Here is a 25480-nt window from a genome sequence, read left to right on the forward strand (position 1 = left end):
TGGAGCAGGCCCTGATCGTCCGCCGGTGGCGCCGTTACGGTGCCGACCGGTTGTACGTGACGGCCGAGACCGGCGCGCCCCTCGGCAGCGTCGACCTCGCCACCGGTGAGGTGGCCGTCGAGGCCGACGCTGCCGCCCTGGAGGGCGAGGGCCTCGAGCAGGCGGTGCGCGGCGCCGCGCAGGCGTACCTGCGCGCCGACGTCCCGGAGCTGGTCGTCCCCACCGCGGACGTCGTCCCCGAGGAGCGGCCCGAGCCGGAGCCCCGCCCGCGCGGTCGGCGCGCCCGCCGCGACGTCGCCCCCGAGGCCGACCCCGTGCCCGGGACCGCGGGCGCCCCCGCCCCGCGCGGCCGGCACCGCGCCGACGACCTGGTCAGCCCGCGCGCGGACGCCGAGCCCCGCGGGCTGCGCGAGAGCCTGTGCGACCGCCTCGACCGCCTCATGCTCGAGGGCTGGCACGTGCTGCACGACGTCCCCGTCGGGCGGCAGGGCTCCGTCGTCGCGCACCTGCTCGTCGGGCCGCCCGGGGCGTTCGCCGTCGCCGAGCGCGCCGCGGCGGAGTCCGGCCCGGAGCACTTCGTGCTCGACTCCCGGCACCTGTCCGCGGACGGCCGCGGCGTCCCCGACCTGCGCGACGTCCGCCTCACCGGCGCCCGCGCGGGCTCGCTGCTGCGCGCGGCCGTCGGGTCGCCCGTCGCGGTGCGCGGCGTGCTGGTCGTGCACGGCACCGTCGAGGTCCTCGCCCCGTCGCCCTACGACGCGCTGGTGCTGGCCGACGAGGCCGTGCCGGACGCGTTCACGTCGATGGCGGCCCGCTGGTCGCCCGGGCGGGTGGACGCGGTCGCCGCGATCGCCCGCCGGCGCAGCACCTGGGCGCTCAGCCGCGCGGTCTGAGCGGGGTCCCGCTCAGGACTCCGGCTGCACCCGCGGGGGCGTGCTCGCCAGCGACGCGTTGAGCCGGTGCAGCTGGTCCGCGAGCAGCCCGCGGTCCTCCTCGGCCCACGTGCCCAGCGCCGCCCCCAGGTACGCGCGCCGCGCCACCCGGGCCGCGTCCACCCGGCGCGCGCCCTCGGCCGTCACCCGGATCAGCTGACCCCGCGAGTCGTCCGGGTCGGGCCGGCGCTCGATCAGGCCGAGCTGCTCCAGGCGGCCGAGCTGGCGCGACATCGTGCCGCGGCCGACCCCGATGTGCTCGGCGAGCTCGCTGGCGCGCACGTCGGGCTCCCGCTCGATGCGCACCAGCAGCGGGTAGGCCGAGGGCTCGAGGTCCGGGTGCACCTCGCGGGCGAGGCGCTCGGCCGAGGCGCGCGCACGACGCAGCAGCAGCCCGAGCTCGGACTCGATGCGCGCGACGGGGTCGAGGGGGGTGTCCACCGACCCATTGTGGACGAACGCGAGGCGCCCGGCCGTCGGTGACGGCCGGGCGCCTCGGTGTCGCGGGCCGCCCGGGGCGGCCGCGCGGGTGGTCAGGCCCGGTGGGCCGGGGTGGTGCCCGCGTGCTCGGCCTCGGCCTGGCGGCCGACGGCCTGCTGCGCGCCGGGGGTGCCGGCCTCGGCCACGACGGCCTGGTCGGTCTGCTCCTGGTCGAGCAGCTGCTCGACGCCGGACCGGCGGCCGAGCGGCACCTCCTTGAGGAACAGCACGGCGATCAGCGCGACGACGCCGAGCGGGACGGCGATGAGGAACAGGTCGGCGATGCCGTGCCCGTAGGCGGACTCGACGATCGTGCGGACCGGCTCCGGCAGCGTGGAGACGTCCGGCACCGAGGTGGTGCCGCCGCCCAGCGCGGCGGGGTCGACGCCGGCGGACACCAGGCCGTCGGTGATGTAGCTCGTGATCCGGTTGCCGAGCACGGCACCCAGCGCCGAGACGCCGATCGCGCCGCCGAGCGTCCGGAAGAACGCCACGGTCGCGGTGCCCGAGCCCGTCTCGGAGACGTCCAGGATGTTCTGGACCGCGAGCACCAGGTTCTGCATCAGCATGCCGACGCCGGCGCCCATGACGAACATGTACAGGCCGACCAGGACGAAGCTGGTGTCGTACCGGATCGTGCCCATGAGGGCGAGGCCGCCGGTCAGCAGGACGCCGCCCGCGATCATGAAGCCCTTGTACCGCCCGTGCTTGGTGATGAGGCGCCCGGCGATCGTCGACGACAGGAACAGGCCGAGGATCATCGGGATGGTGAGCAGGCCGGACTGCGTCGGGGTCTTGCCGCGCGCGACCTGCATGTACTGGCTGAGGAACACCGAGGTGCCGAACATCGCCACGCCGACCGCGACGGACGCGATCACGGACAGGACGACGGTGCGGTTCTTGAACAGGTGCATCGGGATGATCGGGTCCGCGACCTTGTTCTCGACGAGCACGGCGATCGCCAGCACCACGACGGCGCCGATGACCATCGCGGCGGTCTGCCACGAGATCCAGTCGAACTTGTCGCCGGCGAAGGTCACCCAGAGCAGCAGGCTCGCGATGCCGACGGAGATCAGCGCGGCGCCCCAGTAGTCGATGCGCACGACCTTGCGGGCCATCCGCGGCAGGTGCAGCGTGCGCTGCAGCACGATGATCGCGGCCACCGCGAACGGCAGGCCGACGAAGAAGTTCCAGTGCCAGGACAGGCTGTCGGTGATGACGCCGCCGAGCAGCGGGCCGCCGACCATGCCGATGCCCATGATCCCGCCCATGAGGCCCATGTACCGGCCGCGCTCGCGCGGGCTGAGGATGTCGGCCATGAGGACCGTCGCCAGGGCGGTCAGGCCGCCGGCGCCGATGCCCTGGATCGCGCGCATGCCGATGAGGAAGCCGACGTCCTGGGAGAAGCCGGCCGCCGCGGAGGACAGCACGGAGATGATCAGCGCGATCTGGATGAGGAGCTTGCGGTTCACCAGGTCGGCGAGCTTGCCCCAGATCGGCGTGGTGATCGTGGTGGTCAGCAGGGTCGCGGTGACGACCCAGGTGTAGGACGACTGCGACCCCTTCAGGTCGCTGACGATCTTCGGCAGGGAGCTCGACACGACGCTCGTGGCCAGGATGGACACGAACATGCCGAGCAGGATGCCGGAGAGCGCCTCCATCACCTGCCGGTGGCTCATCGCGGGCGCGGGCCCGCGGTCGACGGTCGGGCTCTCGGCCCGGGTGGTGCTGCTCATGGTGTGGTCTCTGCTTTCGCGCTGAGGTGCGGTGCCCGGCGCCGTCGGCGGACGTTCGGTGGTGGTGCGGCGCGTCCTCGCCGGGACGCGTGCTGCGGGGCCGGTGCGCGTGGGGGCGCGCCGGCCGGGCCGGTCAGGTGGCCGTGGCGGCGAGCTCGGCGGCGCGGGGGTCGCCGGTCGTCGCGGTGCGGGGGGCGAACTGCGCCATGGTGTCGGCGATCCGCTCGAGGACGGCGGACGCCTCGGCGAGCTCGGCGGGCGTCCATGCGCTGAACGCCTCGGCCGCCCGCGCGTCCATCGCGGTCTTGGTGTCGGCCGTGAACGCCCGGCCGCGCTCGGTCAGCCGGACGGTGCGGACGCGGCGGTCGGTGCCCGGCGCGTCCGGGGTGCTGCGCTCGGCGTACCCGGACTCGACCAGCTGGCTGGCCTGCCGGCTGGCGACCGAGATGTCGACGTGCAGGTGCTGCGCCACGTCGCCGATGCCGAGCTCGCCGGCCTTGTCGAGCAGCCAGAGCAGGCTGAGGGCCGCGCGGGGGCAGTCGAGGTCGCGGGCCAGCTCGGTGCCGACCTCGCGCTGCACGCGCTGCAGGCGCGCGACGGCGTCGATCAGCACGCGGTGGGCGGGGGCGGGGGTGCCGGGCACAGCGGGGACCTCTTTCGTTGGTTGCAGCAGGCAAACTATCACAACGGTTGCGCCGGGCAACTTGTTCCACGGGTGATGTGAGGGTCGTCACGGCGAGCGGGAGATCAGCCCCGCACGAGTGGAAGATCCGGCCGGACACGCGCCGGCGTGTCGGGGCCGGATCGTCCACTCGACAGCAGGTGGCGCCGCGCGCGGCGGGTCGCCGGCGTCAGCGGCCCGCGGCGTAGCCCTGCATGCCGCGCGGGTTCGCCGCCGCGTGCAGCAGCCCGTCCGGCCGGACGCCGGCGGCGCTGACCCGGCCGAGGCTCCACGGCCCCGCGTCGCGCACGGCGTGCCCGCGCCGGGCGAGCTCCGCGAGCACGCCCGCGCCGAGCCGCGACTCGGCCTCGATGCCGTGCCGGGTGCTCGTCCGGGGGTGGAACGACGACGGCACGTGCGTGGAGTGCCAGCCCGGCGCGTCGATCGCGGCCTGCAGGTCGAGCCCGCCGAGCAGGTGGTGCAGCAGGAACGGGATCGTCCACTGGTCCTGCTGGTCGCCGCCCGGGGTGCCGAACGCGAAGCCGCCGCCGTCCCGCAGCACGAGGCCCGGGCTCAGCGTGGTCCGCGGGCGGCGGCCCGGCGCGAGCGACGACGGCAGCCCGGGCTCGAGCCAGAACATCTGCGCGCGGGTCGGCAGCCCGAAGCCCAGACCCGGGACGACCGGCGAGCTCTGCAGCCAGCCGCCGGACGGGGTGGCCGAGACCAGGTTGCCCCAGCGGTCGACGACGTCGACGTGGCAGGTGTCGCCGCGGGTCTCCCCGGACGGCCGGACGTCGAGCGCGGGTCCGTCGACCGCGGCCGGGCCCGTCGGCGCGCCCGCCGGCTCGGGGCCGCGGGTCGGCTCGCCCGTGCCCAGCGCCGGCCCGCCCGCCGCGTCCTCGTACCGCCCCGGCCACACCGGCGCACGGTCGGGTCCCGCCGCCGGTGACCCGAACAGCGCGGCCAGCCGCGGCGCGCGCCCGTCGGGCGACCCCGGCCGCACCCCGTCCGCGGCGTCCGCGCCGACCAGCCGGGCCCGCTCCGCGGCGTACGACCGGGACAGCAGCGCCTCCAGCGGCACCTCGGCGCCGGCGGGGTCGCCGTACCAGGCCTCGCGGTCGGCGAACGCCAGGTTCGTCACCTCGACCGCGGTGTGGACCAGCTCGGCCGAGCCGAGGTCCGCGTCCGCGACGCCGAGCGCCTCGAGCATCCGCAGCTGCTGCAACAGCACCGGGCCCTGGCCCCACGCGGCCGTCTTGTGCACCTGCACGCCGGCGAAGTCGACCGCGACGGTCGGCTCCTCCGCGACCCGCCACGCCGCGAGGTCGTCGGCCGTCAGGAGCCCGGCGTGCGCCGACCCCGACGAGTCGAGCACCGGGGTCCGCACGAAGGACGCCATCGCCTCGGCGACGAACCCCTCGTAGAACGCGCGCCGCGCCGCCTCGATCTGGGTCAGCCGGTCCGTGCCGGCCGCCTGCGCCTCCGTCAGCACGCGCGCGTAGGTGTCGGCGAGCGCGGGGTTGCGGAACCGCGCGCCCGGCTCCGGGACGCGGCCGCCGGGCAGGTACACCTCGGCCGAGGTCGGCCAGTGCTCCGCGAACAGCCGCTCGACGGTCCGGATCGTGCGGACCGCGGTCGGGATGAGCGGGTAGCCGTCGCGGGCGTAGCCGATCGCGGGGGACAGCACGTCGGCCAGCGGCAGGGTGCCGTACCGCGCGAGCAGGTCGAGCCACGCGCCGAACGCGCCCGGCACGACCGCCGCGAGGTGCCCGGTGCCCGGCACGACGTCGAGCCCCTGGTCGGTGTACGCCTCGATGGTCGCCGCGGCCGGTGCGGTGCCCTGGCCGGCGACGACGAACGTGTGCCCGTCCGCGGCGCGGTGGCCGATGATCGGCGCGTCGCCGCCCGGCCCGTTCAGGTGCGGCTCGACCACCTGGAGCGTGAACCCGGCAGCGGCGGCCGCGTCGAACGCGTTGCCGCCCGCCTCGAGGACCGACTGCCCGACGGCGCTGGCCAGCCAGTGCGTGGAGGCGACCATGCCGTGGGTGCCGACGAGCTCGGGGCGGGTGGTGAACACGGGCGGCTCCAGGTGGCGCGGGCGGCGGGGCGACGTCCACGGTACGTCGACCCCCCGCCGACGTGCCGTCGTGCCCCACCGCCCGCGCCGGCTCTGCGCGGGCGCCCGCCGCTCAGCGGGCGTACCGCCGCATGGTGAGCGGGCCGAACACGGCGACGAGCGCCAGGGCCCACACCAGCGTGATCGCCACGTGGTCGCCGACGGGCTGCGCGTTCATCAGCCCGCGGACGCCCGTCACCAGGTCGGAGACGGGGTTCACCTCGACGAACGCCTGCAGCCAGCCCGGCATCGTCGACGGGTCCACGAAGATGTTCGACCCGAACGTGAGCGGTGTGATGACCATCATCGACACGCCCATCACGGCGTTGGGCGTCCGCAGCACCAGGGCGAGGAACGTCCAGATCCAGCCGAACGAGAACGCGAACAGCAGCAGCAGCGCGACGCCCGCCAGCACGCCGAGCGGCCCGCCCTCCGGCCGGAACCCGATGAGCAGGCCCAGCGCCACGATCACGACCGACGCGATGGTGAACCGGACGGCGTCGCCCAGCAGCATCCCGACCAGCGCCGACGGCCGCCAGATCGGCAGCGACCGGAACCGGTCGAACACGCCCTTCTGGATGTCCGTGTTGAGCGTGACGCCCGTGTACATCGTGATCATGATGACGCCCTGCACCAGGATCCCGGGCAGCAGGAACTGGATGTAGTCGTCGACGCTGCCGGCGATCGCGCCGCCGAACAGGTACGTGAACAGCAGCGTGATCATGACCGGGAACACCGTCACGTCGAACAGCTGCTCGGGTACGTGCTTGATCTTGAGCAGCGCCCGCCATCCGAAGGTCAGGGACGTCGTGACGCCGGAGGGCCGCGCGGGGCGGGTGCCGGAGGCGAGGACGCCGCGCACGGCCGAGGCGGCGACCTCGTCGGTCGCGGTGGTCGTGGCCGCCCCCGCCGTGGTGGTCCGGGTGTCGTCGATGCTCATGCCGCCCCCCTCGCGGCGGCGTCGTGCCCGGCCGCCGCCTCGTCGTCGGTGCCCGTGGACTCGGCCGGGTGGCCGGTCAGGGCGAGGAACACCTCGTCCAGCGACGGCTGGCCGAGCGAGAACTGCGCGACCGGCACGTCGGTGGCCTCGAGGGCCGCGATGCCGCGCATGGCGGGCGCCGAGGAGTCGACGCTCGCGGTCAGCGCCGCGGGGTCGGCGTCCTCCGTGACACCGGTGCCCAGCGCGCGCTCCAGCACCGCCCGGGCGCGGGGCCGGTCGTCCGGGTTGAGCAGCCGGACGTGCAGGGCGCTCGCGCCGACCGACGCCTTGAGCTGTCCGGGCGTGCCCTCGGCGATCACCTTCCCGGCGTCGATCACGGAGATCCGGTCGGCGAGCTGGTCGGCCTCGTCCAGGTACTGCGTCGTGAGCAGCACCGTCGTCCCCGACGCGACCATCGCGCGGACGATGTCCCACACCTGGTTGCGGCTGCGCGGGTCGAGCCCGGTCGTCGGCTCGTCCAGGAAGATCAGCTCGGGCGTGACGACGATGCTCGCGGCGATGTCGATCCGGCGCCGCATGCCGCCGGAGAACTTCTTCACCTGCCGGTCGGCCGCGTCGGACAGCCCGAACGCGTCGAGCAGCTCGTCGGCCCGGGCGCGGGCGGCGGCGCGGGAGAACCCGTACAGGCGGGACACCAGCACGAGGTTCTCCCGGCCGGTCAGGTCCTCGTCGACGGAGGCGAACTGGCCGGTGAGCGCGACGCGGCTGCGCACCTCGTCGGCGTCGCGGACCACGTCGCGGCCGAGGACCCGGGCCTCGCCGGCGTCCGGGCGCAGCAGGGTGGCGAGCATCCGGATGGTGGTGGTCTTCCCGGCGCCGTTGGGGCCGAGGAAGCCGTGCACGCCGCCGGCGGCGACCTGCAGGTCGATGCCGTCGACGGCGCGGGTGTCCTTGAACAGCTTGACCAGGCCCGCGGTCTCGATCGCGGTCGTCATGGGGCGGTGCCTTCCGTCGGGGACCCGCGGGCGCGGCGGCGCGCGGGTCGGGGCGGGTGCGGTGCAGCGGTGCGGCGGTGCGGCTGCTCGGCCGGCGACGGCGCGAGGACGAGGCTCCCCGGCGGCGGGTGCGCTCTATTCCTAGTAGGAACAACGAGGTCCAGCGTAGGTTGGGAGGTGTGGCGGAGGCAACGGGTTTCCCGGACGGATCGGACGCGGTGCCGGATCCGGCGCCGGCGCCCGCACCCACGCCGACCGGCTACGCCCTGCTCGGCCTGCTGATGTTCGCAGGACGCACCGACACGACCGTCACGGCGTACGAGCTCAAGCAGCGCGCCGACCGCACGCTGCGCTACTACTGGGCCGCCCCCGCGATGAGCCAGGTGTACTCCGAGGTCGCCCGGCTCGAGGCGGCCGGGCTCGTGCGCGCGCTGCCCGACCCCGCCGGGCCGCCCGGGCGGCGCACGACCCGGTACGCGATCACCGACGCGGGGGACCGTGCCCTGCGGGCGTGGCTCGCCGAGACGCCCGCCGACTTCCCGGTGCTCAAGCACCCGGTCGCCCTCCGGCTGCTCATGGGCCACCTGGTCGACCCGGCGACGGTGCGCGGCATGCTCGACGACTACGTCGACGCGCTCGCGGACCGGCGGCGGGACCTGTCGGGGGTGCGGGCGATGCTCGGCGACCGGCCCGAGGTGCGGTACCCGGCGATGGTCGCCGACTGGGGACTGGCCTACTACGACGCCGAGGAGCGGATCGTCGCCGAGCTGCGGGAGCGGGTGACGCGGGACCTCGCGGGGGGCGCGGGCGCGGGCGGGGCGGTCGCGCCGGCGGACGACCCCGCCTGACGACGCGTCGCCCCGGGGCCGTGTCGGAGGTCGTCGCTACGGTCGGCGGACGAGGCACCCGACCTCGACCCGGGTGGCGGAGCGACGAGGAGGACGCGATGAGGATCGGCATCGTCGGGACGTTCGGCACGGTGGACCAGCTCGTCGGGCTGGCGGCGGAGGCTGAGGACGCGGGCTGGGACGGCTACTTCACGTGGGACGCGGTCGACCTCGGGTTCGACGGCGACGTGTGGGACCCGTGGGCGGTGCTCGCCGCCGCCGCGGTGCGCACCGAGCGGATCACGCTGGGCGCGCTGGTGTTCGCGCTGCCGCGGCGCCGGCCGTGGGTGGTCGCGCGGCAGGCGCTGACCGTCGACCACCTCTCGGGCGGGCGCCTCGTGATCCCCGCGGGCCTCGGCGTGCCGACCGACCGGGCGTTCGCGGGCGTCGAGGGCGAGCTCACGAGCACGCGCGAGCGTGCCGAGCTGCTCGACGACCACCTCGCGATCCTCGACCGGGCGTTCAGCGGCGAGACGTTCTCCTACGAGGGCACGCACCACCGGGTCACCGACATGCGGTTCGTGCCGCGGCCGGTGCAGCGCCCGCGCGTGCCGATCTGGGTCGTGGGCGCCTTCCCGAGCGAGCGGTCCATGGGACGGGCCGTGCGGTACGACGGCCTGGTCGCCCAGCTGCGCGGTGACCGTGCGATGGACGACCTCGGCCCGGCGGAGGTCGCGGAGATCGCCGCGTGGGTGCGCGAGCACCGGGCGCCCGACGCCGGTCCCTACGAGATCGTCCTGCAGGGCGTCCTGCCGGAGGACCCGGCCGCGGCGCGGGACCACGTCGCGGCGCTCGCCGAGGCGGGCGCGACCTGGTTCGTCGAGTCGCGCTGGGAGGGGCCGGGGTCGACGTACGAGGCGGTCCGGGAGCGCGTGCGCCGGGGCGTCCCGGGCAGGTGATCCGGCGGGCGGCAGGGGTGACGGCGGGTGACCCGGCCGGGACGACCCGGTCCGGCCCGACCGCGCCGGGGACCGCCTCACCGCCGCGCCGGGCACCGCCTCACCGCCGCGCCGGCTCGCCCTCCGCCGCCCGCGCCGCCGCCTCGGCCACGCGCGCCGCCCGCGTCTCCGGCCGCCGCGCGTCGACCAGCCACCGCAGCACCGCCTTGCGTGCGCCCAGGGGGAACCCGTCCCAGTGCGCGCGGGCCCCCGGCAGGGCGTCCAGCGCCGCGGCGAGGTCGTCCGGCACGACCGCGGCCTCCACCCCGTCCAGCAGCGCCCACGACCCGTCGGCCTTCGCCGCGGCCACGACCGCCGCGCCCGCCGGCCGCATCGCGCCGGCCGCCTCCAGCCGGGCCACCCGCTCCTTGCTCAGCCGGGACCACCCGCTGCCCCGGCGGCGCGGGGCGAACCACTGACGGGTGCTGTCCGGGTCGGGCGCCCAGGCCTGGCCGTCGATCCAGCCGACGGCCAGCGCCTCGGCGACCATCTCCTCGTAGCCGAACGTCGGGCGGCCGGACGCGGGCTTCCACCGCACGAGCCACACGCCGTCCGCGGACGCGTGGTGCTCCGCGAGCCACGCCCGCCACTGCTCGACGGTCTCGGCGTGGAACCGCGGCCGGTCGGCCAGGGACGCCATCGTCGCCCGTCCGCCCCGCGCCCGCGCCCGGTCAGTGCCCGCCGCTCGGGGCGGGCAGGGTGTCGGCCGGGTCGGGCGCCTCGCCGCGGCCGACCCGCGAGTGGCGGTAGGAGTACACGGCGTAGATGAGGACGCCGAGCGCCAGCCACGCGGCGAACCGCACCCAGGTCAGCGTCGTGAGGTTCGACATCAGCCAGAGGCAGGCGACGCCGGACACGATCGGCAGCACCGGCGACCACGGCACCTTGAACCCGCGGGTCAGGTCGGGGCGCGTCCGGCGCAGGATCGGGATGCCGAAGCTGACCAGCACGAACGCCGACAGCGTCCCGATGTTGATCATCTCCTCGAGCAGCTCGACCTTCGACAGCCCCGCGATCAGCGCGACCACGATGCCCGCGCCGACCTGCAGGCGCACCGGCGTCTTGTACCGGTGCGAGGTGCGGGAGATGCCGCGGGGGAGGAGCCCGTCGCGGCTCATCGCGAACACGATCCGGGTCAGGCCCAGCAGCAGCACCATGATCACGGACGTCAGGCCGACCAGGATGCCGATCGAGATCACCTTGCCGGCCCAGTCGGCGCCGACCAGCACGAACGCGGTGGTGAGCGACGGCGACTCGGACGCCGCGAGCTCGGTGTACGACACCATGCCGGTCACGACGACGGTCACCAGGATGTAGAGCACGGTGACGATGGCGAGGCCGCCCAGGATGCCGCGCGGCACGGCGCGCTGCGGGTTCTTGGTCTCCTCGGCCGTGGTCGCGACGACGTCGAACCCGATGAACGCGAAGAACACCAGCGCCGCGCCGGACAGGATGCCCATGACGCCGTACGTCGACGGGTCGAACCCGGACAGGAACGCGAACAGCGGCTGGTGCAGGCCCGACTCCGACTCGGCGGGCTGCGACGGCGGCACGAACGGCGAGTAGTTCTCGGCGCGGACGTAGAAGAACCCGGCGACGATGACGAACAGCGTGATGCCGACCTTGATGATCGTGAAGATGCTGTTCACGCGGGTGCTGAGCTTGGTGCCGACCGCGAGCAGGGCGGTGAACACCCCGACGACCAGCACGGGGCCCCACTCGAGGTCGACCGGCCCGAGCTCGACCGTCGTCGGCACGTCGATCCCGAACAGCCCGAACGCGTCGGACAGGTACACGCCCCAGAACTTCGCGATCACCGCGGCGGCGAGCAGCATCTCCAGGATCAGGTCCCAGCCGATGATCCAGGCGACGAACTCGCCCGCGGTGGCGTAGGAGAACGTGTACGCCGACCCGGCGACCGGCAGCGTCGAGGCGAACTCGGCGTAGCACATGATGGCCAGGGCGCAGACGATCGAGGCGATCAGGAACGAGACGATGACCGCGGGCCCGGCGTGGTTCGCCGCGGCGGTCGCGCCCACCGAGAAGATGCCGGCGCCGACGGCGACGGCCACGCCCAGGACCGCGAGGTCCCACGCGGTGAGCGAGCGCCGGAGGGACCGGTCCGGGTCGTCGACCTCGGCCAGCGAGTCCTCGACGGACTTGCGGCGCAGCACGCTGCGGTTGCTGATGGGCACGGGAGACCCCCTGGGTCGACGGCAGGACGCGCGCGAGCATGCCCAACCCGGTGCGCCCTCGCACGGCGGGGTCCGAGGGGTGAGACCCGAACGGGTGACGTCAGACCCCGCCCGGGAAGCCTAGTTGCCGCCAGGCCTCGTAGACAGCGGTGGCGGCGGCGTTCGTGAGGTTGAGCGAGCGGCGGCCCGGCTGCATCGGGATCCGCAGCAGGTCGGTGACGGCGGGGTGCTCGAGCGCCTCGGGCGGCAGGCCGGTCGGCTCCGGGCCGAACATCAGCACGTCGCCGTCCCGGTACTCGGCGTCGGTGTACCGGCGCTCGGTGTGCGTGGTGAACGCGAACACCCGGGCGGGGGCGAGCGCGGCCAGGCAGGCGTCGAGGTCCGGGTGCACGACGACGTGCGCGAGGTCGTGGTAGTCGAGGCCCGCCCGCTTCAGCCGCGGCTCGTCCATGACGAACCCGAGCGGCTCCACCAGGTGCAGCGTCGCCCCGGTCGCGGCGGCCAGCCGGATCGCGTTGCCGGTGTTGCCGGGGATGCGGGGCTCGAAGAAGACGACGTGCAGCACGCGGGTGATCCTCTCACCCGGGCACTAGCGTGTGCTGCGGCGCGGGCGATCGCCCCGCCGACCAGCGAGAGGACGACGATGCCGACGATGCCCGTCTACCGTGCCGCCGACGACCGGTACGACGCCATGCCCTACCGCCGCACCGGGCGCAGCGGGCTCGACCTGCCCGCCCTCTCGCTGGGGATGTGGCACAACTTCGGCGACGTGAACCCCATGGAGACCCAGCGCGCGGTCATCCGCCGGGCGTTCGACCTCGGGATCACGCACTTCGACCTCGCGAACAACTACGGCCCGCCGTACGGCTCCGCGGAGGCCAACTTCGGTCGGCACCTCGTCCAGGACCTCGGGCCGTACCGCGACGAGCTCGTCATCTCGTCGAAGGCCGGCTACGACATGTGGCCCGGCCCGTACGGCGACGGCGGGTCGCGCAAGTACGTGCTGTCGTCGCTCGACCAGTCGCTGCAGCGGCTCGGCCTCGACTACGTCGACGTCTTCTACTCGCACCGCCCGGACCCCTCGGTGCCGCTCGAGGAGACGATGGGCGCGCTGCACACGGCCGTCACGAGCGGCAAGGCGCTGTACGCCGGGATCTCGAACTACTCGCCGTCCCGCACCCGCGAGGCCGCGCGCATCCTGGCCGACCTCGGCACGCCGCTGCTGATCCACCAGCCGTCGTACTCGATGTTCAACCGGCACGTCGAGCAGGTGGCCGAGGGCGAGACCGAGTCGCTGCTCGACGCCGTCGGCGACCTGGGCGTCGGGATGATCGTGTTCTCCCCGCTGGCGCAGGGGCTGCTCACCGGCCGCTACCTGTCGGGCGACGTGCCCGCGGACTCCCGCGCCGCGACCAGCCGGTTCCTGTCGGCCGACCAGATCAGCGACACCTACCTGTCGCGCGCCCGGGCGCTGAACGCGATCGCCGAGCAGCGGGGCCAGACGCTGGCGCAGCTCGCGCTCACCTGGGTGCTCCGGGACGCGCGGGTCACCTCGGCGCTGATCGGGGCGTCGTCGGTGGCGCAGCTCGAGGACAACGTCGCCGCGCTGACCGCCGAGCCGCTCACCGCCGACGAGATCGCCGCGATCGAGCCGCACGCCGTCGACGGGACCGCGCACCGGTGACGGCGGGCGCGGTGGGGCCCGGGGGTCGCGTGCCGGTCGTGCTGCTGCACGGGCTGACCGACTCCTCGACCTGCTGGCCGACGGTGCTGCCGCGGTACGCGGGCGCGCGGCCGGTGGTGGCGCTCGACGCCCGCGGGCACGGCGGCACCCCGCTGCCGGACGAGCCGTTCACCGTGGGCGCGCTCGCGGCCGACGCGGCGGAGGCGCTGCGCGCGCTGGACCTCGGGCCGGCGCTCGTCGTCGGGCACTCGATGGGCGGGGTCACCGCCGAGGAGCTCGCGCTGACCGCGCCGGAGCTCGTCGCGGGGCTGGTGCTCGAGGACCCGGCGTGGCGGACGGCGGAGGCGTCGGGCGTGGACGCGGCGGACGGGTCGGTGGTCGGCGTGGCGACGGGCGGGGCGGGCGCGGGCGGTGCGCCGGACGGCGCGGGCGCTGCGCCGGGCGGTGCGGCGCAGGACCCGGGTGGCGTGCCGGACTGGCTCGGCCCGGCGATCGCCGCCGTGCAGGGCCGGACCGTCGAGCAGATCGCCGCGCAGGGCCGCCTGGACAACCCGGCGTGGTCCGCGGCGGAGGTCGAGGGCTGGGCGCAGGCGAAGGCCCGGGTCGACCCGCGGCTCGCCGAGGTCCCGCACGACTGGCTGGGCCGCGACTGGGTCGAGGCGCTTGCCGACGTCCGGGTGCCGGTCACGCTGCTGACCGCGGGACCGGGGCTCGGGGTGGTGTCGGAGCGCCAGGCGGCCCGCGCGGCGGAGCTCCTGGGGGACCGGCTCACGCACGTCCCGTTCCCGGGCGTCGGGCACAACATCCGCCGTGAGGCCCCGGAGCAGTACCTGGCGGTTCTGGACGCGGCGCTGGCCCGCGCCGACGCCGCGGCCTGACGCCGGCCTCGGGGGCCCGACGCGGGCGCGCCTGGTCCGCTCCAGCCCATGCGCTCGTCGACATCGGTGGTTCGCGTCCGCTTCGGTGTTCGTAGCCACCGAACTCGGCGCGAGGCACCGAACTCGCCGACTCCCGCCCGGCGCAGACGGGCCCGCGCGGCGCGGGTCAGCCCAGGACGGCCGCGATCACCAGCAGCGACGGGATCGCCAGGATGGTCGTCACCAGGCCGGCGTCCCGGGCGAGTGCGGTGCCCTGGCGGTACTGGATCGCGTAGACCAGCACGTTCTGCGCGGTCGGTAGTGCGGACACCACGGCGACCGCCAGCAGCGCGTCGCCGCGGAGCCCGAGCAGGGTGCCCAGCCCGATCGCGAGCGCCGGGTGCACGACCGCGCGCAGCACCGCGACCAGCGCGACGTCGCCGCGCGGCGCCTGCTCGCCGCCGACCCGCGGCGCCGCGAGCGACATGCCGAACGTGATCAGCGCGAGCGGCGGGGCGGCGGCGCCCAGCAGCGCGAGCGGCTGGAACACCACGTCCGGCAGCGAGAACGGCAGCGCGGCGATCGCGATGCCGGTGAGCGTGCCGATGATGACCGGGTTCCGCAGCGTGCGCCCCAGCACCGAGCGCAGGGTGCCGAGCGCCCCCGCGGGCACGCTGCCCGCGACCACGCCGTCCCGCGCCCGGCGCCGGGCGTCCAGCACGACCATCGCGATCGGCCCGAGCACCAGCTGCTGGTAGAGCGTCGGCGGGACGACCGACACGACGCTGCCGAGCAGGTACGCGGTGAGCGGGATGCCGATGTTGCCGGCGTTCACGTACGACGAGGCGAGCACCCCGACGACGACGTCGCCGGCCGACCGCCGCCGGATCCAGCCGAGCACCGCGGCCGCGACCAGCGCGACGACGGTGGTGGTGGCGAACGTGACGAGCGCCGACCGGGACAGCAGCAGCCCGAGGTCCGCGCGGCCGATGGTCTCGATCAGCAGCGCGGGCGTCGCGACGGTGAACGCCGTGGCGGCCAGCACCCGCTGGGCGTTCTCGCCGAGCACGCCGGTGCGGCCCACGAACCAGCCCGCCGCGACGACGACCGCGATCGTGCCCAGCGCGGAGAGGACGGCGAGCATCAGCCGGTCGTGCCGCCCGCCGGGTCGCCCGCGGCGCCGCCCGCAACGCCGCCGCCCGGGTCGCCGTCCGCGAACAGCCCCACCGACGCGGCGCCGCGCGCGGCCTCCTCCGCCGTCGGGGGCTCCCGGCCCTCGAGCGTCGCGATGACCCCCGGCCCGTACCGGTCGAGCTTCGCGGCGCCGACGCCGCCGACCCGGGACAGCGCGTCGAGGTCGGCGGGGCGCGCGGTCGCGATCTCGCGCAGCGTCGCGTCGTGGAACACCACGTACGCGGGTACCCCCTGCTCCTTGGCGGTCGCCGCACGCCACGCGCGCAGCCGCTGGAACACCGCAGCCGCGTCGTCGCCGAGCTCGGCCGCCGCGTGCGCCGCGGCGGCCTGCCGCGCGCCGGACCTGCCGGACCCGCCGGACCCGCCGGAGCGCGACCGCGTCCGGGCGACGCGGGTCTCCTCGCGCAGCGGCACCGGCCGGGCGCCCTGCAGGACCTCGGCGCTCGCCGGGGTCAGCCGCAGCGTCCCGTACCCGTCGCCGTCGACGGCGAGCAGCCCCTGGGCGAGCAGCTGGCGCACGACGCCGCGCCACTGGGCGTCGGACAGGTCGGTCCCGAGCCCGAAGGTCGACAGCCCCGTGTGCCCGAGCTGCTCGATCCGCGAGGTCCGCTTCCCGAGCAGGATGTCGACCAGGTGCCCGGCGCCGTAGTGCTGGTTCCGCTCGCGCTCCAGGCGGACGACCGTCGACAGCAGCTTCTGCGCGGGCACGGTGCCGTCCCACGTCGTCGGCGGGGTCAGGCAGGTGTCGCAGTTGCCGCACGGCTCCGCCTCCTGGCCGAAGTACGCGAGCAGCTGCACGCGGCGGCAGGTCACGGTCTCGCAGAGCGCGAGCATCGCGTCCAGGTGCGCGGACAGCCGCCGCCGGTGCTGGGCGTCGCCCTCGGAGGTGTCGATCATGCGGCGCTGCTGCACGACGTCCTGCAGGCCGTAGGCGAGCCACGCCGTCGACGGCAGCCCGTCGCGCCCGGCGCGGCCGGTCTCCTGGTAGTAGCCCTCGACGGACTTGGGCAGGTCGAGGTGCGCGACGAACCGCACGTCCGGCTTGTCGATGCCCATGCCGAACGCGATCGTCGCGACCATCACCAGGCCGTCCTCGCGCAGGAACCGGGACTGGTTGCGGGCGCGCACCTGCCGGTCGAGGCCCGCGTGGTACGGCAGCGCGGGCACGCCCTGGGACGCCAGGAACTCGGCGGTCTGCTCGACGGAGTTCCGCGACAGGCAGTAGACGATGCCGGAGTCGCCGTCGTGCTCGGACCGGATGAGGTCGAGCAGCTGGGTCCGCGGGCTGGCCTTCGGCACGATCCGGTACTGGATGTTGGGCCGGTCGAACGACGCGACGTACTGCCGGGCGTCGGTGAGCTCGAGCCGCTCGGCGATCTCGGTGCGCGTGGCGGCGGTGGCGGTGGCGGTGAGCGCGATGCGCGGGACGCCGGGCCAGCGCTCGTGCAGCACGGACAGGCCGAGGTAGTCCGGGCGGAAGTCGTGGCCCCACTGGGACACGCAGTGCGCCTCGTCGATCGCGAACAGGCTGATGGTCGCCCGGTCGAGCAGCGCCATCGTCTCGGGCACGCGCAGCCGCTCGGGCGCCAGGTAGAGCAGGTCGAGGTCGCCGTCGAGCAGCGCCCGCTCGACCTCGCGGCGCCGGCCGGGGTCCTGCGTGGAGTTGAGGAACCCGGCGCGCACGCCGAGCGCCGACAGCGCGTCGACCTGGTCCTGCATGAGCGCGATGAGCGGCGACACCACCACGCCGGTGCCGGCCCGGACCAGCGCCGGCACCTGGTAGCAGAGCGACTTGCCGCCGCCGGTCGGCATGAGGACCAGGGCGTCGCCGCCGGCGACCACGGTGTCGATGATGTCGGCCTGCTCGCCGCGGAACGCGTCGTAGCCCCAGACCTGCTGCAGCACCTCGAGCGGGGCGCGGCCGGTGGTGGCGTCGTGGGCGGGGCGTTCGACCGGGCGGGCCGCCGCGGGGTCGCCGTGCGCGGCGGCGGAACGGTCACCCGGGCGGTCCGCCGGGCGCGCGCTCCCGCGGTCGTCGGGGCGCGGCGCACGGGCCGGCGCGCCCCGGCCGGACGACCACGCACCGCCGCGGGCGTCAGGGTCGTAGGGCGGCTCCTCGGCCGGGTCGTACGGCGGCTCGTCCGGCAGCGGCCACTCGTCGTCCCATGCCTGCGTCACGCCGTCCACCCTATCGGCGGCCACCGACCCGACCGCCTCGTCGTCCACAGGCCGGTGCGCGGCCGAGGCGGTGCGTGGGCGGGTCGGGGGGCCGGTGCGCGGGTCCGGGGGAGGTCCGTCACACCGGGTTGGCACCGCCCCGGCCCGGGTCTAGGGTCGCTGCGGGACCGACCGCCGGGCCGGCCCGCCCGCACGACGGCGAGGAGGTGGACGCGATGGACGACACCGCGAGTAGTCGGCATCCGTCGACGCCCGTCGTGCGCCGCGCGCAGGCCTGAGCCGCCCCGAGGGGCCGGCGGGGTCCGGCGCGCCGGACGACGCGGCGTCGCCGGATCCCTGCGCCGCCACGACGCGGCGCACCGCGTCGCCGACCGCGGCGCACCGCCCGTCACCGCCCCGCGCCGTGACGTCCCGCCCGCCCGACGCCCGACCGCACGGCCCGCCCGCCACCCGCGCGCCGCCCGGCCCCGGGTCGCCGGGCACCCGTGCCGACCGCGCCCGCCGCGGTCGCGACCGCCGACCGTGCCGTGCCGCCCCCGGCGCGCGCCGCCTCCCCGCGAGGCGACCCGCGCCGTCGACGGTGCCGCGCCCCGGCGCCCGCGACCCGCGCTCGCCCGGGTCGTGCGCCGCCCGGCGCGCGCCTCCGGGCCGTGGTGCGCCCCGGCCCGGGTGCACGAGGGACGCCCCGCCGCGGCCTCCCCACCAAGGAGCGCACCATGACCCGCCAGATCCTCGCCCGCCGCCCCGCCGCCGGGCAGCAGCCGCCCCTCGACCTGCACGACGTCGTCGCCGTCGGCACCCGCCGCGCCGTCGAGGTGTGGCTCGAGCAGACCCCCGACCCGCGCCGCCGCGCGGACGAGCTCGCCGACCTGTCGGACGGGCAGGTCCGGGCGCTCGTCGGCCTGCTCGACCCGGCCACGGCCGACGACCTGCTCGGCACGCTGGACCCGCACGCCGCGGCCGAGGTGCTGCACGTCGTCCCGGCGCCGGTCGCCGCTGGGCTGGTCGACAGCCTCGACCCCGACGAGGCCGCCGAGCTGCTCCGCGCCCTGCCCGACGCCGAGCGCGCCGCCGTGCTCGGCGCGATGCGGGTCGTGCGGTCGGCGGTCGTGCGCGGCCTGCTGGCCTGGCCGGACGACTCGGCGGCCGCCCGGATGAACCCCGAGGTGGCGACCGTCCGCCCGACGATGACGGTCCGCGAGGCGGTGGACGCGCTCCGCGCGCAGCCGGCCGCCACCGCCGACGCCGCGGAGGTCTGGGTGACCAGCGGCCCCGGGGAGGCCTCCGGCCCGGCGCTGCTCGGCGTCGTGACGTTCCGCGACCTGGTGCTGGCCGCGCCGGGGCAGCTCGTCGCGGACCTCATGCGCGAGGACGTCGTCACGGTCGAGCCGACCGCCGACCAGGAGCGCGCCGCCCACCTGCTGCAGGACCACCACCTCGCGGCCCTCCCGGTCGTCGACGACGGCCGGCTGCTCGGCGTGCTCACCGGCGACGACGTCGCGGACATCGTCGAGGAGGAGGCGACCGAGGACGCCGTGCGCCAGGGCGGCGCCGCGCCGATGGACGTGCCGTACCTGCGCGCGTCGCCGCTGCTGCTGTGGCGCAAGCGCATCGTCTGGCTGCTCGTGCTGTTCGTGACCGCGACGATCACGAGCAGCGTGCTGCAGCACTACGAGGACGAGCTCGAGACGGTGATCACCCTGGCGCTGTTCGTGCCGCTGCTGATCGGCGCGGGCGGCAACGCCGGCACCCAGATCACCGCGACCGTCATCCGGGCGATGGCCACCGGCGGCGTCCGGCTGCGCGACGCCGGCAGGGTGGTGCGCAAGGAGGTCACGGCCGGGTTCCTGGCCGCCGCCACGATCGCCCTGGTCGGCTGGCTCCGCGCGTGGACGCTCGGCGTCGGCGGCGAGGTCGCGCTGACCGTCGCGGTCGCCGCCGGCGCGATCATCCTGTGGGCGTCGGTGATCGCCTCGCTGCTGCCGCTGCTGCTCCGCAGGGTCGGGCTCGACCCCGCGGTGGGGTCGGGGCCGCTGATCACGACGCTCGTCGACGGCACCGGGCTGATCATCTACTTCACGGTGGCGCGGTGGTTCATCACGGCGCTCGGCGGGTGAGCCCGCGGGCGGCCGGGCGCGGGTCCGGCTGCCCGTAGGGTGGGCGCCGTGGCGGAGGAGACGGGCGCGGGTGCCGCGACGACGGGCTCGGCGGCCTCGCCGGTCGAGAGCGTCGACCGCGCGCTGCGCACGCTCGAGGCGGTCGCCGCCGCGGGCCCGGGCGGCGCGAGCCTCGCCGACCTGTCCGCCGCCCTCGGCGTGCACAAGACGACCGTGCACCGGTCGCTCGCCGCGCTCCGGCACCGCGACTACGTCGCGCAGGACCCGGCGAGCGGCCGGTACGGGCTCGGGCCCGCGGCCGTGGGGCTCGCCGACCGGTACTTCGCCGAGGACGACCTGCCCGCCCGCCTGCACGGGGCGCTGGTCGCCCTGTGCGCCGCCACGGACGAGCTCGTGCACCTCGGCGTGCTGAGCGGCGCGCAGGTGGTCTACCTGGACAAGGTCGAGCCCGAGCGGCCGGTGCGCGTGTGGTCCGCCGTCGGCCGGCGGAACTGGGCGGCGACGACGGCGCTCGGCCGGGCGATGCTCGCGTTCGGCGACACCCCGGCCGCGGCGCTCGACGGGTACGTCGGGGCCGTGCAGCCCGCCGGCCGGGTCGACGCGCGGCACGTGGCCGACGAGCTCGCCGCCGCCCGCCGCCGCGGGTACGCCGTGGAGGTCGAGGAGAACGAGCCCGGCATCGCCTGCCTCGGTGTGCCGCTGCTCCGCGGGTCACGGCCGGTGGCGGCGCTCAGCGTGACGGCGCCGGCCGACCGGATGACCCCGGAGCGCCGGGACGAGGTGCACGCGCGGGTCCGGGCCGTCGTGCCGCCGCTGCTCCCGCCGGGCCTGGCGCTGCCGCCGGCCTGAGTCGTCGCGGACGGCCCGCCGCGCCGGTCGGACCGGTCCGCGCGCCCGCGAGGTGGCCGTCGCGTCGCCGCACCGGGCCGCCCTCCGCTCGCGGGCGCCCTCGCCGAGGTCGGTGCGTCCCGCCGGGTTCGGTGCCCGGGTCCACCGACGTCGGCGAGAGCCGCCGGAGTCGGCGGGAGCCGGGCGCGCGAGCGCCCGCGCCCGACCCGCGCGCGTTGCCGCGGCACACCGCCGTGTGCCACGATCGATGCGCACAGCGCAGCGACCGTTGCGCCCAGCGGAACGAAGGAGTTCGACCGTGACCGAGGTGCTCGACCGGCTCGCCGCCCACCGGCTGGTGCCCGTGGTGGTGCTCGACGAGGCCCGGGACGCAGGCCCGCTGGCGGACGCGCTGGTCGCCGGCGGCCTGCCCGTCGCCGAGGTGACCTTCCGGACCGCCGCGGCGGCCGACGCGATCCGGGCGATCGCGGACCGGGGCGGCGACGTCCTCGTCGGCGCGGGCACCGTCGTGACGCCTGCGCAGGTCGACGAGGCGGTCGCCGCCGGCGCGCGGTACCTCGTGTCGCCCGGCACGTCCCGCGCCGTCGTCGAGCGGGCGCAGGAGCACGGCGTGGCCGTCCTCCCCGGCGCGGTGACCGCGACCGAGGTGCAGGCGGCGCTCGAGCTCGGGCTGGGCACGGTCAAGTTCTTCCCGGCCGGGACGTCCGGCGGCAGCGCGGCGATCGCGGCGCTCGCGGCCCCGTTCTCCGGGGTGCGGTTCGTGCCGACCGGCGGCGTGGGACCCGGCAACCTCGACCAGTACCTGGCGCTGCCGGCCGTCGCCGCCGTGGGCGGGTCGTGGATGGTGCCGCGCGACCGGGTCCGGGCCGGCGACCTCGACGGGGTCCGCAGCCTCGTCGCCGACGCCGTCGCGCTCGCCACCCGCCTGCGCCCCTGAGCCCGTCGCACCGGGCCCGTCCGCCCGCTCCGCCCCGCCGCCCGCACGCCGCCGCCGCACCCCGCCACCACCCCCGAGGAGCGCCCCGATGCCCCTGCCGATCCGCCCCGCCGCCGACTGCCGCTACGACGCCGTCTCCCTCGGCGAGGTGATGCTCCGGCTCGACCCCGGCGAGGGTCGCATCCGCACAGCCCGGCAGTTCCGCGCCTGGGAGGGCGGCGGCGAGTACAACGTCGCCCGCGGCCTGCGCCGGGCGTTCGGCCTGCGCACGGCGGTCGTCACGGCGCTCGCGGACAACGAGGTCGGCCGCCTGGTGGAGGACCTGATCCTGACCGGCGGGGTCGACACGTCGTTCCTGCGCTGGGTGCCGTACGACGGCCTGGGGCGGGCGGCGCGCAACGGCCTCAACTTCACCGAGCGCGGGTTCGGCGTGCGCGGCGCGGTCGGGGTGAGCGACCGCGGGCACACCGCCGCCTCCCAGCTCGCGCCGGGCGACGTCGACTGGGACCACCTGTTCGGCGACCTGGGCGTCCGGTGGCTGCACACCGGTGGCATCTACGCGGCGCTGTCCGAGACGGCGGCCGAGACCGTCCTGGCCGCCGTCACGGCGGCGCGCAGGCACGGCACGGTCGTGTCCTACGACCTCAACTACCGGCCCAGCCTGTGGCGGGCGGTCGGCGGCCCCGCCCGCGCGCAGGAGGTCAACCGGGAGATCGCCCGGCACGTCGACGTGATGATCGGCAACGAGGAGGACTTCACCGCGGCGCTCGGGCTCGAGGTCGAGGGCGTCGACGAGCACCTGTCGGAGCTCGAGGTCGACGCGTTCGCCGCGATGATCGACCGCGCGGCGGCGGAGTTCGCCAACTTCCAGGTCGTCGCCACCACGCTGCGCGCCGTGCGCAGCGCGACCGTGAACGACTGGGGCGCGATCGCCTGGTCCCGCGACGAGGGCCTGGTCCGGGCCACCCACCGGCCCGGCCTGGAGATCCTGGACCGCGTCGGGGGTGGCGACTCGTTCGCGTCCGGGCTCGCCGCGGGCCTGCTGGACGGGCAGCCGCTCGCCACCGCCGTCGAGTGGGGCGCCGCGCACGGGGCGCTCGCGATGACCACTCGCGGCGACACGACGATGGCGTCGAAGGCCGAGGTGCTCAAGCTCGCCGGCGGCGGCTCGGCCCGCGTCGACCGCTGACCCGCGCCGGGCACGGCGACGGCCCCGCCCCCTCGCAGCGAGGGGGCGGGGCCGTCGTCCGAGCGGGTGCGGGTCAGCGCACGTCGTCGTCGACCCAGTCGAGGGTCTTCTGCACGGCCTTCTTCCACAGGCGGTACTGCCGGTCGCGCTCGTCGGACCCGAGGTCCGGCGTCCAGCGCGCGCCCTCGGCCCAGTTGTCGCGGACGTCCTGCTCGCCGCTCCAGAAGCCGACCGCGATGCCCGCGGCGTACGCGGCGCCGAGCGCGGTGGTCTCCGCGACCTTCGGCCGGATGACCGGGACGTCGAGGATGTCGGCCTGGAACTGCATGAGCAGGTTGTTGGCGGTCATGCCGCCGTCCACCTTGAGCTCGGTCAGGTCGACGCCGGAGTCCGCGTTCATCGCGTCGAGCACCTCGCGGGTCTGGAAGGCGGTGGCCTCCAGCGCCGCGCGGGCGATGTGGTTGCGGTTGACGTACCGGGTCAGGCCGACGAGGGCGCCGCGGGCGTCGGACCGCCAGTACGGGGCGAACAGGCCGGAGAACGCCGGCACGAAGTACGCGCCGCCGTTGTCCTCGACCTTGGACGCCAGGTACTCGATGTCCGGGGCGTCGGTGAACATGCCGAGGTTGTCGCGCAGCCACTGCACGAGGGAGCCGGTGACGGCGATCGAGCCCTCGAGCGCGTAGACCTGCGGGGCGTCGCCGATCTTGTAGGCGACGGTGGTGAGCAGGCCGTTCTTCGACTGCACCGGCTCGGTGCCGGTGTTCAGCAGCATGAAGTTGCCGGTGCCGTAGGTGTTCTTGGCCGTGCCGACCTCGAAGCACGCCTGGCCGAACGTCGCGGCCTGCTGGTCGCCGAGGATGCCGGCGATCGGCACGCCCGGGACGAACCCGCCCTGGCGCCCGTGGCCGTAGACCTCGGAGGAGGACCGGATCTCCGGGAGCATCGACATCGGGATGCCCATCTCGGCGGCGATCTCCTCGTTCCAGGTGAGCGAGTCGACGTTCATCAGCATGGTGCGCGAGGCGTTGGTGACGTCCGTGACGTGGATGCCGCCGTCGACGCCGCCGGTCATGTTCCACAGCACCCAGGAGTCGGTGTTGCCGAACGCGAGCTCGCCACGCTCCGCCTTCTCGCGGGCGCCCTCGACGTTGTCGAGGATCCAGCGGACCTTCGGGCCGGAGAAGTAGGTCGCCAGCGGCAGGCCGACGCGCTCCTTGTACCGCTCGGCGCCGCCGCCGAGGGCCGCGAGGTCGTCGCAGATCTTCTGCGTGCGGGTGTCCTGCCAGACGATCGCGTTGTAGACGGGCTGGCCGGTGGTCCGGTCCCAGACCACCGCGGTCTCGCGCTGGTTGGTGATGCCGACCGCGGCCAGGTCCGAGTGCGTCTTGTTCGCGCGGGACAGCGCGAGGCTGACGACCTCGCGGGTGTTCATCCAGATCTCGTTCGGGTCGTGCTCGACCCAGCCCGCCTTCGGGAAGATCTGCTGGTGCTCGGTCTGGCCCACGGACACGATCTGGCCGCCGTGGTCGAAGATGATCGCCCGGGTCGAGGTGGTGCCCTGGTCGATCGCCATCACGTACTGCTCGGACATGGGACTTCCTTCGCGTCGGTCTGCCCCGCCCGGGGGCGGGTGGCGGCACCGCGGGGGCGGCGCTGCCGGTGGACGGTGCGGCCTCGGGCCGCGACGTGCGTGCGGCGGGGTGCGCCGCGGGGGTGGTGCGGGCGCCCGTCCCCGCAGGGGTGGGGACGGGCGCCCGGTCAGGGGGGCGTCAGGCGACCCAGCCGACCGCCGCGGCCAGCAGGCCGCCGAGGATGCCGCCGACGGCGGGGCCGGCGACCGGGACCCAGGCGTACGCCCAGTCCGACGAGCCCTTGCCACGGATCGGCAGCAGGGCGTGCGCGATGCGGGGCCCCAGGTCACGGGCGGGGTTGATCGCGTACCCGGTCGGGCCACCGAGGCTGGCGCCGATCGCGACCACGACGAGCGCGACGCCGAGCGGACCGATCTGCGCGGGGGTGTTGCCGCTGATGACGACCCAGAACACCAGGACGAACGTCGCGACGACCTCGGTGAGGAAGTTCCAGCCGTAGGACCGCAGCTCCGGCCCGGTCGAGAACACCGCGAGCTTGATGCCGGGGTCCGCGTCCTGGTCGAAGTGCTTCTTGTAGGTGAGGAACGCGAGGGCCGCGCCGACCGCCGCTCCGGCGAACTGCGCCGCGATGTACAGGAAGCCGTTGGCGGCGCTCACCTCGACGCCCGGGGCGAACTCGTCCTTGCCGGCTGCCCAGATGCCCAGCGTCACCGCGGGGTTGAGGTGCGCGCCGGACTGGAACGCCACGTACACGCCGGTGAAGACCGCGAGGCCCCAGCCGAAGTTGATCAGCAGCCAGCCGCCGCCGAACCCCTTCGTCTTCGGCAGGATCACGTTGGCGACCACGCCTGCACCGAGGAGGAGCAGCACGGTGGTGCCGAGGAACTCGGAGAGGACAGCATCTCCGATCGAGATGGACTCCACAGTCGACCTCTTTCTGACGGACGTCGTTGTCTCGCAGGGCCCGCCCGGCCGAGGGTGGCCGGGCGGGGCGCGGCCG

22 protein-coding genes are annotated in these 25480 nt (G+C 75.8%); 9 read left to right on the plus strand and 13 right to left on the minus strand.

What is annotated here, in order from left to right; genetic code table 11:
- Positions 1-56: 56 nt before the first annotated feature.
- Positions 57-893, plus strand: a complete 837-nt coding sequence (locus tag Cpa01nite_RS14345; protein ID WP_239068801.1) for an NERD domain-containing protein — start codon at positions 57-59, stop codon at positions 891-893.
- Positions 894-905: 12 nt separating this feature from the next.
- Here Cpa01nite_RS14345 and Cpa01nite_RS14350 read toward each other — a convergent pair whose 3' ends face one another.
- The 6 genes from Cpa01nite_RS14350 to Cpa01nite_RS14375 all read right to left on the minus strand — a co-directional run bounded on the left by Cpa01nite_RS14350 (position 906) and on the right by Cpa01nite_RS14375 (position 7860).
- Positions 906-1373, minus strand: coding sequence for a MarR family winged helix-turn-helix transcriptional regulator (locus Cpa01nite_RS14350; RefSeq protein WP_203669437.1), 468 nt, complete (start codon positions 1371-1373; stop codon positions 906-908).
- Positions 1374-1465: 92 nt separating this feature from the next.
- Positions 1466-3148, minus strand: a complete 1683-nt coding sequence (locus Cpa01nite_RS14355) for an MFS transporter (RefSeq protein ID WP_239068802.1) — start codon at positions 3146-3148, stop codon at positions 1466-1468.
- Between the two features lie 133 nt (positions 3149-3281).
- Positions 3282-3791, minus strand: coding sequence for a MarR family winged helix-turn-helix transcriptional regulator (locus Cpa01nite_RS14360; protein WP_203669438.1), 510 nt, complete (start codon positions 3789-3791; stop codon positions 3282-3284).
- A 208-nt stretch (positions 3792-3999) separates the two neighbouring features.
- Positions 4000-5847 carry a gamma-glutamyltransferase family protein gene (locus Cpa01nite_RS14365; protein WP_203669483.1) on the minus strand — a complete coding sequence of 616 codons (1848 nt, stop codon included), beginning with the start codon at positions 5845-5847 and terminating at the stop codon, positions 4000-4002.
- A gap of 151 nt (positions 5848-5998) precedes the next feature.
- Positions 5999-6865 carry an ABC transporter permease gene (locus Cpa01nite_RS14370; RefSeq protein ID WP_203669439.1) on the minus strand — a complete coding sequence of 289 codons (867 nt, stop codon included), beginning with the start codon at positions 6863-6865 and terminating at the stop codon, positions 5999-6001.
- Positions 6862-7860 carry an ATP-binding cassette domain-containing protein gene (locus Cpa01nite_RS14375; protein WP_203669440.1) on the minus strand — a complete coding sequence of 333 codons (999 nt, stop codon included), beginning with the start codon at positions 7858-7860 and terminating at the stop codon, positions 6862-6864. The genes Cpa01nite_RS14370 and Cpa01nite_RS14375 overlap by 4 nt, the downstream gene beginning before the upstream one ends.
- Before the next feature lie 179 nt (positions 7861-8039).
- On the opposite strand from Cpa01nite_RS14375, the gene Cpa01nite_RS14380 reads away from it, so the two are divergent.
- The gene (locus Cpa01nite_RS14380; protein ID WP_203669441.1) at positions 8040-8708 is read left to right on the plus strand and encodes a PadR family transcriptional regulator; all 669 of its coding nucleotides are present in this window, start codon (positions 8040-8042) and stop codon (positions 8706-8708) included.
- A gap of 98 nt (positions 8709-8806) precedes the next feature.
- The gene (locus Cpa01nite_RS14385; protein WP_203669442.1) at positions 8807-9646 is read left to right on the plus strand and encodes an LLM class flavin-dependent oxidoreductase; all 840 of its coding nucleotides are present in this window, start codon (positions 8807-8809) and stop codon (positions 9644-9646) included.
- 100 nt (positions 9647-9746) lie between these two features.
- Here the strand turns inward: Cpa01nite_RS14385 and Cpa01nite_RS14390 are convergent, their stop codons facing one another.
- The 3 genes from Cpa01nite_RS14390 to Cpa01nite_RS14400 form a co-directional block, all read right to left on the minus strand.
- The gene (locus Cpa01nite_RS14390) at positions 9747-10325 is read right to left on the minus strand and encodes a YdeI/OmpD-associated family protein (protein WP_203669443.1); all 579 of its coding nucleotides are present in this window, start codon (positions 10323-10325) and stop codon (positions 9747-9749) included.
- A gap of 31 nt (positions 10326-10356) precedes the next feature.
- Complete coding sequence (locus Cpa01nite_RS14395; protein ID WP_239068803.1) at positions 10357-11880, minus strand: APC family permease; 1524 nt, start codon at positions 11878-11880, stop codon at positions 10357-10359.
- Positions 11881-11980: 100 nt separating this feature from the next.
- Positions 11981-12445, minus strand: a complete 465-nt coding sequence (locus Cpa01nite_RS14400; protein WP_203669444.1) for a tRNA (cytidine(34)-2'-O)-methyltransferase — start codon at positions 12443-12445, stop codon at positions 11981-11983.
- 78 nt (positions 12446-12523) lie between these two features.
- Here Cpa01nite_RS14400 and mgrA point away from each other — a divergent pair, with 78 nt between their 5' ends.
- Entirely contained in the window at positions 12524-13564 is a 1041-nt protein-coding gene (gene mgrA / locus Cpa01nite_RS14405) for an L-glyceraldehyde 3-phosphate reductase (protein ID WP_203669445.1), read from the plus strand.
- Positions 13565-13602: 38 nt separating this feature from the next.
- Positions 13603-14442: an alpha/beta fold hydrolase gene (locus Cpa01nite_RS14410; RefSeq protein WP_203669446.1), complete on the plus strand. Its 840-nt coding sequence runs from the start codon at positions 13603-13605 to the stop codon at positions 14440-14442.
- Between the two features lie 166 nt (positions 14443-14608).
- Here the strand turns inward: Cpa01nite_RS14410 and Cpa01nite_RS14415 are convergent, their stop codons facing one another.
- Together Cpa01nite_RS14415 and recQ are read right to left on the minus strand one after the other, a co-directional pair.
- A complete protein-coding gene (locus tag Cpa01nite_RS14415) occupies positions 14609-15565 on the minus strand; it encodes an AEC family transporter (RefSeq protein WP_203669447.1) in 957 nt (318 codons plus the stop codon).
- Positions 15565-17793: a DNA helicase RecQ gene (gene recQ, locus Cpa01nite_RS14420; RefSeq protein ID WP_373307432.1), complete on the minus strand. Its 2229-nt coding sequence runs from the start codon at positions 17791-17793 to the stop codon at positions 15565-15567. The genes Cpa01nite_RS14415 and recQ overlap by 1 nt, the downstream gene beginning before the upstream one ends.
- A gap of 716 nt (positions 17794-18509) precedes the next feature.
- Here recQ and mgtE point away from each other — a divergent pair.
- The 4 genes from mgtE (at position 18510) to Cpa01nite_RS14440 (ending at position 22885) form a co-directional block, all read left to right on the plus strand.
- Entirely contained in the window at positions 18510-19910 is a 1401-nt protein-coding gene (gene mgtE / locus Cpa01nite_RS14425) for a magnesium transporter (protein WP_203669448.1), read from the plus strand.
- Positions 19911-19958: 48 nt separating this feature from the next.
- The gene (locus tag Cpa01nite_RS14430) at positions 19959-20759 is read left to right on the plus strand and encodes an IclR family transcriptional regulator (RefSeq protein ID WP_203669449.1); all 801 of its coding nucleotides are present in this window, start codon (positions 19959-19961) and stop codon (positions 20757-20759) included.
- Between the two features lie 298 nt (positions 20760-21057).
- Positions 21058-21696, plus strand: coding sequence for a bifunctional 4-hydroxy-2-oxoglutarate aldolase/2-dehydro-3-deoxy-phosphogluconate aldolase (eda, locus tag Cpa01nite_RS14435; protein ID WP_239068804.1), 639 nt, complete (start codon positions 21058-21060; stop codon positions 21694-21696).
- A gap of 88 nt (positions 21697-21784) precedes the next feature.
- The gene (locus tag Cpa01nite_RS14440) at positions 21785-22885 is read left to right on the plus strand and encodes a sugar kinase (protein ID WP_203669451.1); all 1101 of its coding nucleotides are present in this window, start codon (positions 21785-21787) and stop codon (positions 22883-22885) included.
- Between the two features lie 73 nt (positions 22886-22958).
- On the opposite strand, the gene glpK is transcribed toward Cpa01nite_RS14440, so the two are convergent.
- Positions 22959-24479 (minus strand): glycerol kinase GlpK, encoded by a 1521-nt coding sequence (gene glpK / locus Cpa01nite_RS14445; protein WP_203669452.1) that lies wholly within the window; start codon positions 24477-24479, stop codon positions 22959-22961.
- A 178-nt stretch (positions 24480-24657) separates the two neighbouring features.
- Positions 24658-25395, minus strand: a complete 738-nt coding sequence (locus Cpa01nite_RS14450; RefSeq protein ID WP_373307435.1) for an MIP/aquaporin family protein — start codon at positions 25393-25395, stop codon at positions 24658-24660.
- Positions 25396-25480 lie beyond the last annotated feature (85 nt).

Origin of the sequence: Cellulomonas pakistanensis (assembly GCF_016862755.1) — a bacterium.
Classification (GTDB): Bacteria; Actinomycetota; Actinomycetes; order Actinomycetales; family Cellulomonadaceae; genus Cellulomonas; species Cellulomonas pakistanensis.